The 13,761-nt window shown below is 63.5% G+C and carries 14 protein-coding genes; 5 read left to right on the top strand and 9 right to left on the bottom strand.

Annotated features, from left to right (window positions below; genetic code table 11):
* Positions 1-48: 48 nt before the first annotated feature.
* The 4 genes from BLW08_RS04040 (at position 49) to BLW08_RS04025 (ending at position 3,545) form a co-directional block, all read left to right on the top strand.
* Positions 49-759 (top strand): 3'-5' exonuclease, encoded by a 711-nt coding sequence (locus BLW08_RS04040; protein WP_090818210.1) that lies wholly within the window; start codon positions 49-51, stop codon positions 757-759.
* A gap of 324 nt (positions 760-1,083) precedes the next feature.
* Positions 1,084-2,034 carry an ABC transporter substrate-binding protein gene (locus BLW08_RS24030; RefSeq protein ID WP_090818207.1) on the top strand — a complete coding sequence of 317 codons (951 nt, stop codon included), beginning with the start codon at positions 1,084-1,086 and terminating at the stop codon, positions 2,032-2,034.
* A 12-nt stretch (positions 2,035-2,046) separates the two neighbouring features.
* Positions 2,047-2,811 carry an amino acid ABC transporter permease gene (locus BLW08_RS24025; RefSeq protein WP_090818204.1) on the top strand — a complete coding sequence of 255 codons (765 nt, stop codon included), beginning with the start codon at positions 2,047-2,049 and terminating at the stop codon, positions 2,809-2,811.
* Positions 2,808-3,545, top strand: a complete 738-nt coding sequence (locus tag BLW08_RS04025) for an amino acid ABC transporter ATP-binding protein (protein WP_090818202.1) — start codon at positions 2,808-2,810, stop codon at positions 3,543-3,545. Before BLW08_RS24025 ends, BLW08_RS04025 begins: the two co-directional genes overlap by 4 nt.
* Positions 3,546-3,630: 85 nt before the next feature.
* On the opposite strand, the gene BLW08_RS04020 is transcribed toward BLW08_RS04025, so the two are convergent.
* Positions 3,631-4,638 (bottom strand): glycoside hydrolase family 3 N-terminal domain-containing protein, encoded by a 1,008-nt coding sequence (locus tag BLW08_RS04020; protein ID WP_254779668.1) that lies wholly within the window; start codon positions 4,636-4,638, stop codon positions 3,631-3,633.
* Here BLW08_RS04020 and BLW08_RS24070 point away from each other — a divergent pair.
* Positions 4,637-4,930 (top strand): hypothetical protein, encoded by a 294-nt coding sequence (locus BLW08_RS24070; protein ID WP_254779666.1) that lies wholly within the window; start codon positions 4,637-4,639, stop codon positions 4,928-4,930. The genes BLW08_RS04020 and BLW08_RS24070 overlap by 2 nt on opposite strands.
* 86 nt (positions 4,931-5,016) lie before the next feature.
* Here the strand turns inward: BLW08_RS24070 and hemL are convergent, their stop codons facing one another.
* The 8 genes from hemL to hemG all read right to left on the bottom strand — a co-directional run bounded on the left by hemL (position 5,017) and on the right by hemG (position 13,759).
* Positions 5,017-6,336, bottom strand: coding sequence for a glutamate-1-semialdehyde 2,1-aminomutase (gene hemL / locus BLW08_RS04015; protein ID WP_091323456.1), 1,320 nt, complete (start codon positions 6,334-6,336; stop codon positions 5,017-5,019).
* A gap of 43 nt (positions 6,337-6,379) precedes the next feature.
* Positions 6,380-7,459 (bottom strand): LLM class flavin-dependent oxidoreductase, encoded by a 1,080-nt coding sequence (locus BLW08_RS04010; RefSeq protein WP_091323455.1) that lies wholly within the window; start codon positions 7,457-7,459, stop codon positions 6,380-6,382.
* Positions 7,459-8,439 carry a porphobilinogen synthase gene (gene hemB / locus BLW08_RS04005; protein ID WP_091323453.1) on the bottom strand — a complete coding sequence of 327 codons (981 nt, stop codon included), beginning with the start codon at positions 8,437-8,439 and terminating at the stop codon, positions 7,459-7,461. The genes BLW08_RS04010 and hemB overlap by 1 nt, the downstream gene beginning before the upstream one ends.
* Positions 8,436-9,230, bottom strand: a complete 795-nt coding sequence (locus BLW08_RS04000) for a uroporphyrinogen-III synthase (protein ID WP_368086871.1) — start codon at positions 9,228-9,230, stop codon at positions 8,436-8,438. Before BLW08_RS04000 ends, hemB begins: the two co-directional genes overlap by 4 nt.
* A 70-nt stretch (positions 9,231-9,300) precedes the next feature.
* Positions 9,301-10,299: a hydroxymethylbilane synthase gene (hemC, locus tag BLW08_RS03995; protein ID WP_091323449.1), complete on the bottom strand. Its 999-nt coding sequence runs from the start codon at positions 10,297-10,299 to the stop codon at positions 9,301-9,303.
* Complete coding sequence (locus tag BLW08_RS03990; RefSeq protein WP_090818182.1) at positions 10,296-11,519, bottom strand: ferrochelatase; 1,224 nt, start codon at positions 11,517-11,519, stop codon at positions 10,296-10,298. The genes hemC and BLW08_RS03990 overlap by 4 nt, the downstream gene beginning before the upstream one ends.
* Entirely contained in the window at positions 11,516-12,217 is a 702-nt protein-coding gene (gene hemQ, locus BLW08_RS03985; protein ID WP_090818179.1) for a hydrogen peroxide-dependent heme synthase, read from the bottom strand. Before hemQ ends, BLW08_RS03990 begins: the two co-directional genes overlap by 4 nt.
* Positions 12,218-12,292: 75 nt before the next feature.
* Complete coding sequence (gene hemG / locus BLW08_RS03980) at positions 12,293-13,759, bottom strand: protoporphyrinogen oxidase (RefSeq protein WP_091323447.1); 1,467 nt, start codon at positions 13,757-13,759, stop codon at positions 12,293-12,295.
* Positions 13,760-13,761: the final 2 nt, after the last annotated feature.

Raw genomic sequence — 13,761 nt, 5'->3', positions numbered from 1 at the left:
AGGAGTGTCGTGCCCAATAGTGTCGGAGCCAGCCGGTAGCTTGAAGTCATGAGTTCCTGGAACACCCTCTCCCGCGCCGCATTCGACCTCGAGACCACCGGAAAGAACTCACGTTCGGCCCGGATCGTCACCGCTTCGATCACGGTGGTGGATGCTCATGGCGAGCTCATCGCAGAGCACGAGTGGCTGGCCGATCCCGGCGTGGAGATTCCTCTTGAAGCAAGTGAAGTGCACGGGGTCACCACGGAGAAAGCCCGTGCAGAGGGCCGGCCGGCAGCGGATGTCACCCGTGAGGTCGCGGAGGTGCTTCAGCGGCTGTTCGACGACGGCACTCCAGTTATCGCTTTCAACGCCAGCTACGACTTCACGGTCCTTGCGGCGGAGTCCGCTCGATATGGTGTCCCCCAGCTGACCCGCTTTCCAGTATTGGACCCCTATGTGATGAACAAGCAGGTGGACCGCTACCGCAAGGGCAAGCGCACCCTGACGGCCCTGTGCGAGGAATACGGTGTGGACTTGAGCAACGCGCACACGTCCGCGGCTGACGCACTGGCCACGCTCCGCGTCCTTGACGCCATGGCCGGCAAGTTCCCCAAACTGCAGATGCCCGCATCCACCCTCCACCAGCTGCAAGTAGACTGGGCCGCATCCCAGGCTGCCGATTTCCAGCAATACCTGCGGCGCAGCAAACCTACAGCAGTCATTGAAGGCGAATGGCCCGTCCTCCCACCCGAAGATGCAAGCCGGGGTGGCTTCTAAGCCGGGAGCACTCCCGCAGGTTACGTACTGCGACGCAAGTCACATGAAATTCGGGAACCCCCATACAAAGCTGAGTCGCGCGGGGATTTCATCTCGAAGGCAACAGTCGGAACAGACCAAGGCGCATAGCGTCATCCGCGGGAACTTTATTCGGTGAAATCGAGTGCCGACAACCGTTTATTCGATTCACCATGCGCCGGTGGGCTGGTGACATAATTAAGTTTGGCGGGTTGAAGTCTGCTAGGGCAGCCAACCTTCTCACGGTTGCCACATTCCCCGCCCACCCGCGAAACGTCTCAGTGACCCGATGAAAGTGATTTCTTTATGAAATTCAAAGCCCCTAAGTGGCTGTCTGTTGCCCCGGTGGCCGCAGCCCTGGTGATTTCCCTGGCAGCATGCGGCGGAGGAACCTCCGAGCCCAGCGGCTCGCCCACCGACGCCCTCGCCGGCAGTGACCAGCAGACCCTGGACAAGTTCACCACCGCTGACGTCACTCCCCTGGACAAGATCGACAAGTCCAAGCTCGGCCTCATCACCGACGGCACCCTGCGCGTGGGCACCCTTTCCGATGCCCCGCCGAACATCTTCATCGATCCCTCCGGCAAGTTCACCGGTTACGACAACGAACTCCTCCGCGCCATCGGCGACAAGCTGGGCCTTAAGGTCGAGTTCGCCTCCACGGATTTCTCGGCCCTCCTGTCCCAGGTAGCCAACAAGCAGTTCGACGTCGGATCCTCCTCGATCTCCACCACTGACGCACGTCGCAAGACCGTCGGATTCACAAATGGCTACGACTTCGGCTACATGGCCGTCGTGACCAAGAACGATTCCGCTGTCAAGGGTTTCGCGGACCTCAAGGAAGGCCTGCGGGTTGGTGTAGTCCAGGGCACCGTCCAGGACGACTACATGACGAACACCCTCAAGATTGAGCCGGTTCGTTTCCCCGACTACAACACCGTCTACGGCAACGTGAAGAACGGCCAGATCGACGCTTGGGTTGCACCGTCGCAGCAGGCTGAGGGCCAGGTCAAGGAAGGCGACAACACCAAGATCGCCGAGAAGGTTGTCAACACCCAGAACTTCACCGCCTACGCCGTGAACAAGGACAACCAGCCGCTGATCGACGCTTTGAACTCCGGCCTCGACGCAGTGATCGCTGACGGCACGTGGGCCAAGCTCACCGCCGAATGGTACAAGGACCGTCCGACTGCTGCCGAGCAGACCCCGCAGGGCTGGACGCCGGGCAGCAAGGCCGTCCAAGTCCCCGCCAAGTAACCCGGGCGTTCCATGGATATCCTCAATCAACTTGCCGACACCTTCTTTGACTGGGAGGCGATGGGCCAAGTCATCCCCAAGATGTTCGCCATCGGCCTTCCGAATACGCTGATCCTGGCTGTTATATCAGGCATCATCGGGACGGCGATCGGAATGCTGCTTGCCCTGATGGGGATCTCCCGGAACGCAGCAGCACGGTGGATTGCCCGCATCTACACGGACATCCTGCGTGGCCTTCCGCCCGTCCTGACCATCCTGGTCATCGGATTCGGCTTCGGCCCCGTCATCCGTGAACTGACCGGTTCCACGAGCCCGTACCCCATGGCCATCGCGGCGTTGTCCTTGATGTCCGGTGCGTATATCGGCGAGATCTTCCGCTCAGGTATTCAGAGCGTGGACAAGGGCCAACTCGAGGCAACCCGCGCTTTGGGGTTCAGCTACGGTTCGTCCATGCGTCTGGTGGTGGTGCCCCAGGGCATCCGCCGCGTCCTTCCGGCGCTGGTCAACCAGTTCATCGCGCTGATCAAGGAATCGTCCTTGGTCTTCATGCTTGGCCTGCTGGCAACGGAACGTGAGATCTTCCAGATCGGCAAGGACGCTGCTGCCAACAGCGGCAACCTGTCGCCGTATGTAGCTGCAGCCATCTTCTATCTGGCATTGACCATCCCGCTCACTCACTTCGTGAACTGGATTGATGCCCGCATGCGAGCCGGTCGCCCGGAGAAGAAGGAACCGGACGAGGCAGCAGCCGTCGTTGGAAAGGGAGCCCAGGCATGAGCGAATTCGCTTCAGGAACGCTGTCTGCGAAGAACATCCACCTGTCATTTGGCAGCAACCATGTGTTGCGCGGCATTGACCTTCACGTGGAGAAGGGCACCACAGCCTCTGTGATCGGGCCTTCGGGCTCCGGAAAGTCAACGCTGCTCCGTGTGATGAACCGACTCATCGAACCGGACCAAGGCGACATTCTCCTCGATGGCCGTTCAGTTCTGAAGGACAACCCGGACGAACTGCGCCGCCGTATCGGCATGGTGTTCCAGCAGTTCAACCTCTTCCCGCACAAGACAGTGGCTGAGAACATCTCCCTCGCCTTGCGCAAGCTCCGTGGCATGTCCAAGGACGAAGCACGGGACGAGGCCCTGGCCCAACTCGACCTGGTCGGACTGAAGCACAAGGCCGATGCCCGCCCTGCCAACCTCTCCGGTGGCCAGCAGCAGCGCGTGGCGATCGCCCGCGCGCTGGCTATGAAGCCGGAGGTCATGTTCTTCGACGAAGCAACCTCAGCGCTGGACCCTGAACTGGTCAAGGGCGTACTGGCCCTCATGACGGATCTGGCGCAAGGAGGCATGACCATGGTGGTGGTGACCCACGAGATGGGCTTCTCCCGCAATGTCTCGGACATCGTGACCTTCATGGACGCAGGCGTTGTGGTGGAATCCGGTCCGCCGGAAAAGCTCTTCACCGATCCTCAAACGGAACGTCTGCAGGGCTTCCTTTCGGACGTCCTGTAGCCACCGCCAGCTTCCACTGAAACCCCGTCTTTCCGCGCATCAAGCCTCGTGCTTGATCAGGAAGGGCGGGGTTTCCCCGTTGCGCTTATTGCCCGGCTTTGACTCTAAGCACCGTCAGGGCAGCGGCATCCACCTTTGCCAGGAACCCGGGATCGGATTGCGCTTTCTTCACTACGGCCTGGTGCATTGATGGAATGGCCGCGGGATCGGCGCACACCAGCATGGTTCCACCGGCGCTAAAGAAGTTCAGGGCCCGGTCCGCATCAGACCAGGCTTCCAATTGAGCGGCACTGCAGAGGTCATCCGAGAGAACGATGCCTTTGAAGCCCGCGTCTGCCCGCAGCATAGTGTCCATGACCATCGGGGAGAACGGCGCAATGTTGGCAGGATCGATCTTGTCGTAGAACGCGTTGGACACCATGACCCACTGCGTGCCCGACTCGATCGCTGCGTGGAAAGGTTCCAGAGCGGGATCGTTCCGGGTTGTTACCGTGTCCCTGACATCGCTGGTCACATCTGTGTTGGGGACAACTCTGCCCAGACCGGGAAAGTGCTTGACCACTGGCGCGACACCGGCGTCCTTCATGCCGTCGGCAAAGGCGCTGCCGAGTGCAGAAACTGCCGGCGGTGCGTAACCGTATTCTCGCTGGAAATGCCCGATCGGGGCGTTGGACGGCGCAAACTCCGGGCTGGTCACCGTGTCCAAGACCGGAGCAAGGTTGACGTTCACGCCGACGCTCCGCAGCTCTTTACCCCATACGGCGGCGTCAGCGCGGAGCTTAGCCGCCCCGGACCCCGCCTGGACCAACGCGGTGGGGATCGTGGAGAAACCGGGGCCGGAGAGGACTTGGACGTAGCCACCCTCTTGGTCCGTGGCTACAAAAAGGGGCACACCACCTGTGGTAGCTGGAGAGACCGTGCCCGTCAGGGACGAGACAACTGACGTGGTGGCCCCGGTTCCTGCCTTGCTGCGCCCGCTGAGGTAGACGTTGCCCGTGTGATACTTCTTCAGTGCTTCCATGGTCCCCGGCTCAGCACCAGTTGCCTTGGCCGCCACCATGAACAACTGCCCCACGCGCTGTTCCAGGCTCATGGCCGCAAGTTGCTGGTCCGCCACGGACGGCGCGCTCGTCCCTGATGCAGGGGCCGATGGTGGCGTGGAAGGAGCCGGGGATCGCGGTGGTGACGTCGCCTGCGCGGTGGTGGGAACCGGAGTGCCTGACGACGCAGGGGCAGAGGCCGACGGCGACCCGTCCGTGGCAGTCGGTGCGGAACTTCCACTCCCGGTTGAGCAGCCGGACGCCATGGCGAGGAAAGCTCCAGCCGCCGCGATGCTCATACCGAGGGATGCAATTGTCTGGGTCTTGCGCATGGTAAACCGTTAATTCGTTGGGGTTGGGTTTCCATCTACGAGCCTACCCCGTGCGGGCGCCACACTGCCCCGGGCAGCGGTTGCCCGGGGCATCAGCGATCAGGCGGAGGCTGCGGCAGCCGCCTTCGCAGCTGCCGGGAGGGCGTCCACAATGCGATTCATCGCGGCGTCGTCGTGGGCCGCTGACAGGAACCAGGCTTCGAAGACGGACGGCGGAAGGTAGACCCCGGAGTCCAACATGGAGTGGAAGAACGGCGCATAACGGAACGTTTCCTGGCCCTGGGCATCGGCGTAGTTGTGCACGCCGTGGGCCGAAGTGCCGAAAGCAACGGAGAACAGGTTTCCCGCCCTTTGGATGGAGTGGTCCACGCCAACAGCGTCCAGGGCCGCGGACAGAGCTGCCGAGAGTTCCAACGAACGGGCATCAACATAGGCGTAGATATCAGGAGTTGCGTGAGTCAGCGTTGCTACACCAGCGGCCATGGCCACGGGGTTCCCCGACAGGGTGCCTGCCTGGTAGACCGGGCCAACAGGAGCAAGATAGTCCATGACGTCGGCGCGGCCGCCGAGTGCCGCCGTCGGCATTCCGCCACCGATGACCTTGCCGAAGGTGAGCAGATCCGGTGCCCAGCCTTCCTGCCTGCCCGTCAGCCCCCAGTAGCCGGCGTAGCCGGTGCGGAACCCGGTGAGGACTTCGTCGAGGATGAGGAGGGCGCCGTGTTCTTTGGTGATGCGGGACAGCCCGGCGTTGAAGCCCTCCCCCGGGGTGACTACGCCCATGTTCGCCGGAGCGGCCTCGGTAATGACGGCAGCGATGTTCTTGCCGTGGGCAGCGAAGGCGGCCTCAACGGCGTCGAGATCGTTATACGGCAGAACCAGAGTCTCCGCAGCCGTAGCTTCGGTGACGCCGGCCGAGCCCGGCAATGCCAGTGTGGCGACGCCGGAGCCTGCGGCGGCAAGCAGGCCATCCAGGTGGCCGTGGTAGCAGCCTGCGAACTTGATGATCAGGTTACGGCCGGTGAAGCCGCGGGCCAGCCGTACCGCAGTCATGGTGGCTTCAGTGCCGGTGGACACCATCCGCAGCCTCTCTACGGCGGAGACCCGCTCCTTCACGATGGCTGCCAGGTTGGCTTCATCCGGTGTCGAAGCACCGAAGGACAGCCCGCGGTCCACAGCCGCGTGGACGGCGTCGAGCACAGCGGGGTGCGCATGCCCCAGCAGTGCCGGTCCCCAGGAGCACACCAGGTCCACGTATTCTTTGCCATCGGCGTCCGTGAGATAGGCACCCTTGGCAGAGACCATGAACTTTGGGTTTCCACCCACGGAGCCGAAGGCCCGGACCGGGGAGTTCACACCGCCGGGCATGAGGGACCGTGCACGGTCAAAGAGCTGATCGGAGACAGGGGTGTTGGAAGTCATGGTTCCTATTCTTTCAGTGATTCATCGGCGGCAAGGCCGCAAGTTATGAGGCGTCAGCCAGCAGTTCAGCGACGCGTGGGGCAACCTCGGTGCCGTACAGCTCGATGCAGCGCATCATGGACTGGTGCGGCAGCGTCCCGTTGCTGTATTTGAGGTCGAAGCGGTCCACTCCAAGGTTCCTCTTGAGGAGGGCGATCTTTCGCGCGACGGTTTCCGGCGAGCCCACGTAGAGCGCACCTTCAGGACCGCACATGGCATCGAACTCGGCCCGGTTTCCCGGTCCCCAGCCACGCTCGGCACCGATCCTGTTGCGCTGCTCAAGCCAGTGCGGGAAGAGCTCCTCCCGTGCGGCTTCATCGGTATCAGCAATGAATCCGGGCGAATGGGTTGCGATCTGGCGCATCGGATGGCCGTACTTGCCCATGGCTTCGCGGTACAGATTCACCAAGGGGGCAAAACGGCGGGGCTCACCACCAATGATGGCGAAGATGATCGGGTACCCGTATTCAGCACAGCGCAGTACGGACTCCGGTGTGCCGCCCACGCCGATCCATGCCGGCAGCAGGTGGTGCTGCAACCGCGGATAGACCTGAAGTCCACTGACGTTCGGCCGGGTGCGCCCTTCCCAGTGGACCGGTTTCTGCGCGCGCACCTTGTGGAACAGCTCCAGCTTTTCCTCAAAGAGGACCTCGTACTCTGCCAGATCCAAGCCAAACAGGGGGAAGGACTCCACGAACGATCCTCGCCCCAGCATCACCTCGGCCCTGCCGTTGGCGATGGCGTCCACGGTGGCGAAACGTTGGAAGACGCGGATGGGATCATCCGAGCTGAGGACCGTGACGGCCGATCCCAAGCGAATCCGGGAGGTCACTGCGGCCGCGGCCGCGAGGAAAACTTCGGGCGCGGAGACGGCAAAGTCCCGCCGGTGGTGTTCGCCCACGCCAAAAGCATGGATCCCGACGGCGTCAGCCAGCTTTGCTTCCTCCAGCAGCTCGCGCAGCACGAGGGCATGTTCCTTGGGGTTCCCCTGGGCGTCCAGGCCTGCGTCGCCGAAGGTGTTCAGGCCCAGCAGGATCTGGTTTGACGCTACCGGCGCCGCGGGATCGGAGGGAACGGAGGTCATCAGGACTCCTTCAGCCAGCCTGCCAGTTCGGAGGCCCAGTAGGTCAGGACGGTATCGGCTCCGGCACGCTTGATTCCAAGCACGGATTCGGTAATGGCCCCACGCCTGTCGATCCAACCGTTGGCCGCAGCCGCTTCGATCATGGCGTACTCGCCTGAAATTTGGTAGGCCGACACCGGGACGGGACTCATGGCAGCGACGTCGGCCAGAATGTCGAGGTAGCTCATGGCCGGCTTGACCATCACCATGTCCGCACCTTCTTCGAGGTCCAGCTCAACCTCCAGGATGGCCTCGCGGCGGTTTGCCGCGTCCATTTGGTAGGTCCGGCGGTCGCCCGTGAGCTGGGAATCGACGGCTTCCCGGAACGGTCCATAGAACGCTGATGCGTATTTGGCGGCATAGGCCAGGACCGCAGTGTTCTTGTTGCCGGATTCCTCCAGCGCCTGGCGGATCACGGCGATCTGGCCATCCATCATTCCCGAGGGCCCCAGCACGTGGGCTCCGGCTTCGGCTTGTGCAACAGCCATCTGGCCGTAGATCTCCAGGGTAGCGTCGTTGTCCACGTAGCCGTCAGCGTCCAGCACACCGCAGTGGCCGTGGTCGGTGAATTCGTCCAGGCAAACATCGCCCATGATCACCAGGTTGTCACCGACCTCCGCTTTGACGTCGCGGATGGCTTTGTTGAGAACACCGTCGGGTTCAAGGGACGCCGTACCCCGCGCATCGCGTACCGCGGGTACACCGAACAGCATGATGCCGCCCACGCCCAGCTCCACGGCTTCGGCGGCCGCCCGCTTCAACGAATCGGTGGTGTGCTGGACCACTCCCGGCATGGAGCTGATGGGGCTGGGTTCAGTGAGTCCCTCCCGGATAAAAGTGGGCAGGATCAGGTCTGCGGGTGCCAGTCGGTTCTCAGCGGTGAGCCTGCGCATGGCGGGAGTTGTGCGCAAGCGGCGGGGACGATGGTTTGGAAAGCTCATTGCGGGTTCCCTTCGTTGACGAAAACAGATTCCAAGGCGGCCACGATGCCGTCCGGGGTTGGTTCTTTGGCTGTGGCAGCGACGGTGAGACCCAGGCGGGAAGCCTCTGCCGCCGTCGGACGCCCTATCGCAACCAAACGACAGGCACCCAACGTCGGAAACACCGTGGCGATCCGCCGGACGGCGCTGGGTGAGGCAGCAACCACAGCGTCCACTGTCCCTGCTTCGAGCGCCGTCAGTACGTCTTCAGGGGTGAGGCTTGGCGGTAGTTCGGATTCGGAATTGACGACGGCGGCAGGCAGTTGCGCTGTCAGCCGCCGCTCCGGCCGGGCCGGGTAGTCGACGGTGCGGTACGCGACCACGGTGGTCACGTCCGCACCCTTCGCAGCCAAACCGTCCCGCAGACCCGCCGCAGCAATGTCGGCCTGCGGCAGGAGTACCCGCACCGGGGCAGCCTCCCACACAGCAAGCAACCCTTCGGCGGACTGGAGGTCCGTGGGTGCCAAGGCAACCGCGAGGCCAAGGGATTCGAGGACGTCCCGGGAAGATGGACCAATAGTCGCCACCTTGGTTCCGGCAGGAACGATGTCCGCGAGGGATTTTCCAAGCCCCGCAGCCTTCTGCAACAGAACCCGCACGGTGGTGACGCTGCTGAGCACCAACCAGTCAAAATCGCCGGCGGCCAGTTGATTCAGGTACGCATCAAGGGGCGCCTGGTCCTCCGCCGTCTCAAAATCGATAAGCGGCAGAACCAACGGCTCTGCTCCCAAGCTGCCTAATAGCGAAGCCAATGGCCTGGCACGGTCGGCGCTCCTGGTAATCAGGACGCGCCGACCGTTCAGTCCCTGGCGATCATGCAGATCAGGATGCGGCAAGGTCCGCGATCTCCGCGGCGCCGGCAGCGAGTAAAAGCTCCGCCACTTCGATGCCGAGCAACGTGGCTCCAACTTCGGTCAGGCCGTCCGTGGCCTTTTTCTCGCGGACAGTTTTAGTGCCGTCCACGGCGCAGACAACGGCTTCCAGATGCAGCATGCTGCCCTTACGGAAGGCATACGCGCCGACGGGTGCGGCGCAACCGGCTTCGAGCCTTGCCAGGACGGCCCGTTCTGCTGTTACGGCCAGCCGGGTATCGTCGTCATTCAATGCTGCGAGTGCTTGTGCCAGCACACCGTTGGAGCCCTCAGTGGTTCCCACTTGGCGTGGAGCGTCCTCTGTTCGGCACTCGATGGCCAGGGCGCCTTGTCCGGGAGCGGGAAGCATGACGTCCGTGGCAAAGAACTCGCTCACGGTGTCCAGCCGGTCGATTCGTTCCAAGCCGGCGGCGGCCAGCACCACGGCGTCCAGATCGCAGGACTTGCCGGGAACAATTTCATCGGTGGCATTTCCGCTCAGCCCGGGTACGCGGCCAAGGCGGGTGTCCACGTTTCCGCGGATGTCCAGCACCTCAATATCCGGCCGCGCCGCACGGAGTTGCGCGGCCCGCCGGGGTGAGCCTGTGCCCACCCTTGCCCCACCCGGAAGCTCCGCGAGGGTCAGTCCATCGCGGGCACAAAGTACGTCCCTGACATCAACGCGCTTGGGCGTCGCTGCAATGCTGAGGCCCAGGGCAGCCCCAGTGGGCAGATCCTTGAGGGAGTGCACGGCGACATCGCAGCTGTCAGCCAGCAACGCGTCACGCAACGCGGCGACGAACACGCCGGTACCGCCCATCTGGGAAAGTGACCCGGTCTTGACGTCGCCCTCGGTCTTGATGTGCACGAGCTCCACCGGGAAGCCGCCAACGGCAGCCAAGCGGTCCGCTGTTTGCTGCGTCTGCGTCAGGGCAAGTTTGCTTGCCCTGGTGCCGATGCGTACCGTCACTTGGCAGCCTCCGAAGCGGGGTAGGCATCGTGACCGATACCGATGCCGACGCCAACTTCGGAAATGACGGGTTTTGCCCCGCGGAAGTTTTCGCAGCAGTTGGGACGGCAGACGTCATACCAAGGGCCCAGGTCCGTCACGTGGGGACGATCGGCGATGTTGTTTTCCACCGTGCGCTCACAGATAAGGTCCACCAGACCGGACACGAACGCCGCGTGCGTCCCCGGGGTGGGAACACGGGTGGCCTCGATGTTGAGGTTTTTGCAGGTTTCCAGCGCCTCGGTGTCCAGGTCCCAGGCAACTTCCATATGGTCGCTGACGAACCCCAGAGGAACGATTACCACGCCGCGGACGCCTTCGGGGGCAATTTCCTCAAGGTGGTCGTTGATGTCCGGTTCAAGCCAAGGAATGTGCGGGGCGCCGGAGCGGGACTGGTACACCAGGTCCCAGGCAACGTTCGGTGCCACGGTGTCCATGATGGCCTGGGCGTTGGCAAGATGCTGCGCGGCATAGGCGGATCCTTCAGCGAACTCGCGCGGCTCGTCCTCGGACCTGCCGGCGGCCTCTGCATCCCGGGTAGGAATCGAGTGCGTGGCGAACAGCACCCGGATCTTCGAATCCGGATCAGCCTCGCCTGCAGCGGCCAGCTTGCCTCGGATTTCTTCCAGACCGGCGGCAGTGCCTTCGAGGAAGGGCTGGACCACGCCGGGGTGGTCAAAGTACTGGCGGATCTTGTCCACTTCCAGCTTGCCGTCCAAGCCCGTCTCCGTCAGGGCAATGCCGATGTCTTCGCGGTACTGGCGGCAGCTGGAGTAACAGGAGTAGATGCTGGTGGTGAGCATCAGGATCCGGCGGTGTCCGGCGTCGTAAGCGTCCTGCAGGACGGGCGCAATGTAGGGATCCCAGTTGCGGTTGCCCCAGAGTACGGGCAGCTCGATGTCCCGCTTGGCCAGCTCGGCCTCGATGGCGGCCTTCAGCTCACGGTTCTGCTGGTTGATGGGGCTGATCCCGCCGAAAGCACGGTAGTGGTGCGAAACCTCTTCGAGGCGCTCGTCCGGGATGCCCCGGCCTCGGGTGACGTTGCGGAGGAAGGGGATGACGTCATCTTGACCTTCCGGGCCACCGAAGGACGCGAGCAGCACGGCGTCGTAGCGCTTGGCTTCCTGGCGGCCGCGCTCAGTGACTTCATTGACGGCCGTGGAAACGACTGGAGTGCTCATGCAAGGACCTCGGCAATCTCGGCGGCGGACACGCGGCGGCCGGTGTAGAACGGGATTTCTTCGCGGACATGGTTGCGGGCCTCGCTGTCCCGCAGGTGGCGCATCAGGTCAACAAGGTCCACGAGTTCCGGTGCCTCGAGTCCAAGAATCCATTCCCAGTCCCCCAGCGCGAAGGAGGAGACGGTGTTGGAGATGACCTGCGGGAATTCCCTGCCCAGCAAGCCGTGTTCGCGGAGCATGGCGCCGCGTTCCTCGGCCGGAAGGATGTACCACTCGTAGGAGCGCACGAAGGGGTACACGCACAGCCAAGTGCTGGGCTCCACGCCACGCGCATAGGCCGGAACGTGGCTTTTGGAGAACTCGGCTTCGCGGTGCACGCCCATGGCGGACCAAACGATCTCGGTTCCCGCGAAGAGCTTGCTGCGGCGAATGGAGCGGACGGCGGATTGCAGGTCCTCCGGCTTGGGTCCGTGGAGCCACACCATAATGTCAGCGTCCGAGCGCATGGCCGAGACGTCGTAGCTACCCCGCAGGATCACGCCGCCTTCGGCGAGCTTGTCCGCAAGGGCTTCGAATTCCTGGGCAGCATCGCCGCTGCGAAGGACGTCGGCCGAGCGCTTGAAGACCGTCCACAGCGTGTAGAACTGTTCTTCAGTTTCAGCAGTTTTAGTGACAGATTCGGCAGAAGTGTGGCTCATGGTTCAAGTTTGCCCCGTGCCAGCCCCTAAGTCGAAACGGATCAGTTCTACAAGCCGTAGAAGTGACGCAAATCACTAAAGCGAGGGCTTATGCGCAAAAGCCGCAGCAAGCTGCGCCCGGGTATCTGCCACCACGGCAGCCAAGCCATTTCCCGCCAGCCAGCCGCCCACGACAGTCAAACCGTCCACTTCAGCGCATACCTTGCGCACCTGCGCTACACGCTGTTTATGACCGACGGCGGCAAAGGGAAGGGCGCCGGACCAGCGCACCACATCCCAATCCACGATGTCCGAACGGGACACCCGAACTGTCAGCAGGATGGACGCGTCTTCCAGGGCAGCGTCCAAGAGGGACCCTTCATCCAGAACAACGTCCGCTCCCCCGGCAGCTTCTTCCCGCCGACCGTAGGAAAGGCGCAGGACATGGGTGCCCGGGCCGGCCTCTTCGGCCAGCCAATCCCATTTGGCGGTGGCGTGGGTCAGGGCCTTGGCTTTGATTCCAGGAGTCTGCGGTGCCACCAGTATTCCGGTTCCGCGGGGGCGGCGGTCCAGCTCCGGCAGGTCCACCACCATTGTCACCAGGCTCACCAGGGGCCCGGGAGCGGGGCGCAATCCGGATAGCTCCGGCAGGCACGGCTCCAGCAGCCCGACGGCGGCCGGACCGTCGAGCGCTACCACCAGCCGGCCGGCGTCGTACGTGGAATCGCCAGCGGTGACGTGCCAGCCGAGACTCGTCTTCACCACGGCCTCGGCGCGTTGACCCGCCTGCAACTCCACCCCACGCCTCTGCAGATCACCCACCAACGCAGCTACCAGCGTGTTCATGCCGCCCTTCAAGCCTGCGACGGCGGAACCAGCCTTCGCAGGACCGGATGCCTTGCCTTGGGAGACGCTGCGTTGGGCCGCCACGGCAGCAGCAAGCGAACCGTGCTTGCGGATTCCTGCCCTCAACCCTGGCGCGACCATATCGACGTCCAGGAGGCCGGGATCCGCGGAGTGAACACCACCCACTACCGGGGCAACCAAGCGCTCCAGCACTTTTTTACCCATGCGGGAACGAACCAAGGAGGAGACGCTGGTGACATCAACCGAGGTTCCCACTGATGCCGGCAACCAACGGTCCGCGGATGCCCTGATGGCACCCATCAGCCCCAAGGAACGCCGCACCTCGGGATCCCATGGATTGGCTGGAATTCCCAGGACGCCGGTCTTCGGGAGTTCCTGCGGGCCGTCCGGCAATTGCACCCAGGCACCTCCGGGGTGCGGCGCGACGATGTTGTCCGCCAGGCCAAGTTCACGCGCGAGGTCGGCTACGGCGGTGGACCGTGTAGCGAAGGACTCGGCACCGCTATCCAGGTGCAGCCCGGCCACAACGTGGCTCCCGACGCACCCTCCCCACTCCTGGCTTGCCTCAAGGATGGTGACCGACAAACCCGCCACGGCGAGTTCGCGCGCAGCGAGGAGGCCGGAGATACCACCGCCCACTACAACGGCGGACTCCCTGGGTTCGTGCGTCCTTGGACGTGGGTGTCCCCCGCGCATCG

Origin of the sequence: Arthrobacter sp. cf158 (assembly GCF_900106835.1) — a bacterium.
Classification (GTDB): domain Bacteria; phylum Actinomycetota; class Actinomycetes; order Actinomycetales; family Micrococcaceae; genus Arthrobacter.
This window is presented reverse-complemented; position numbering and strand designations above follow the sequence as displayed.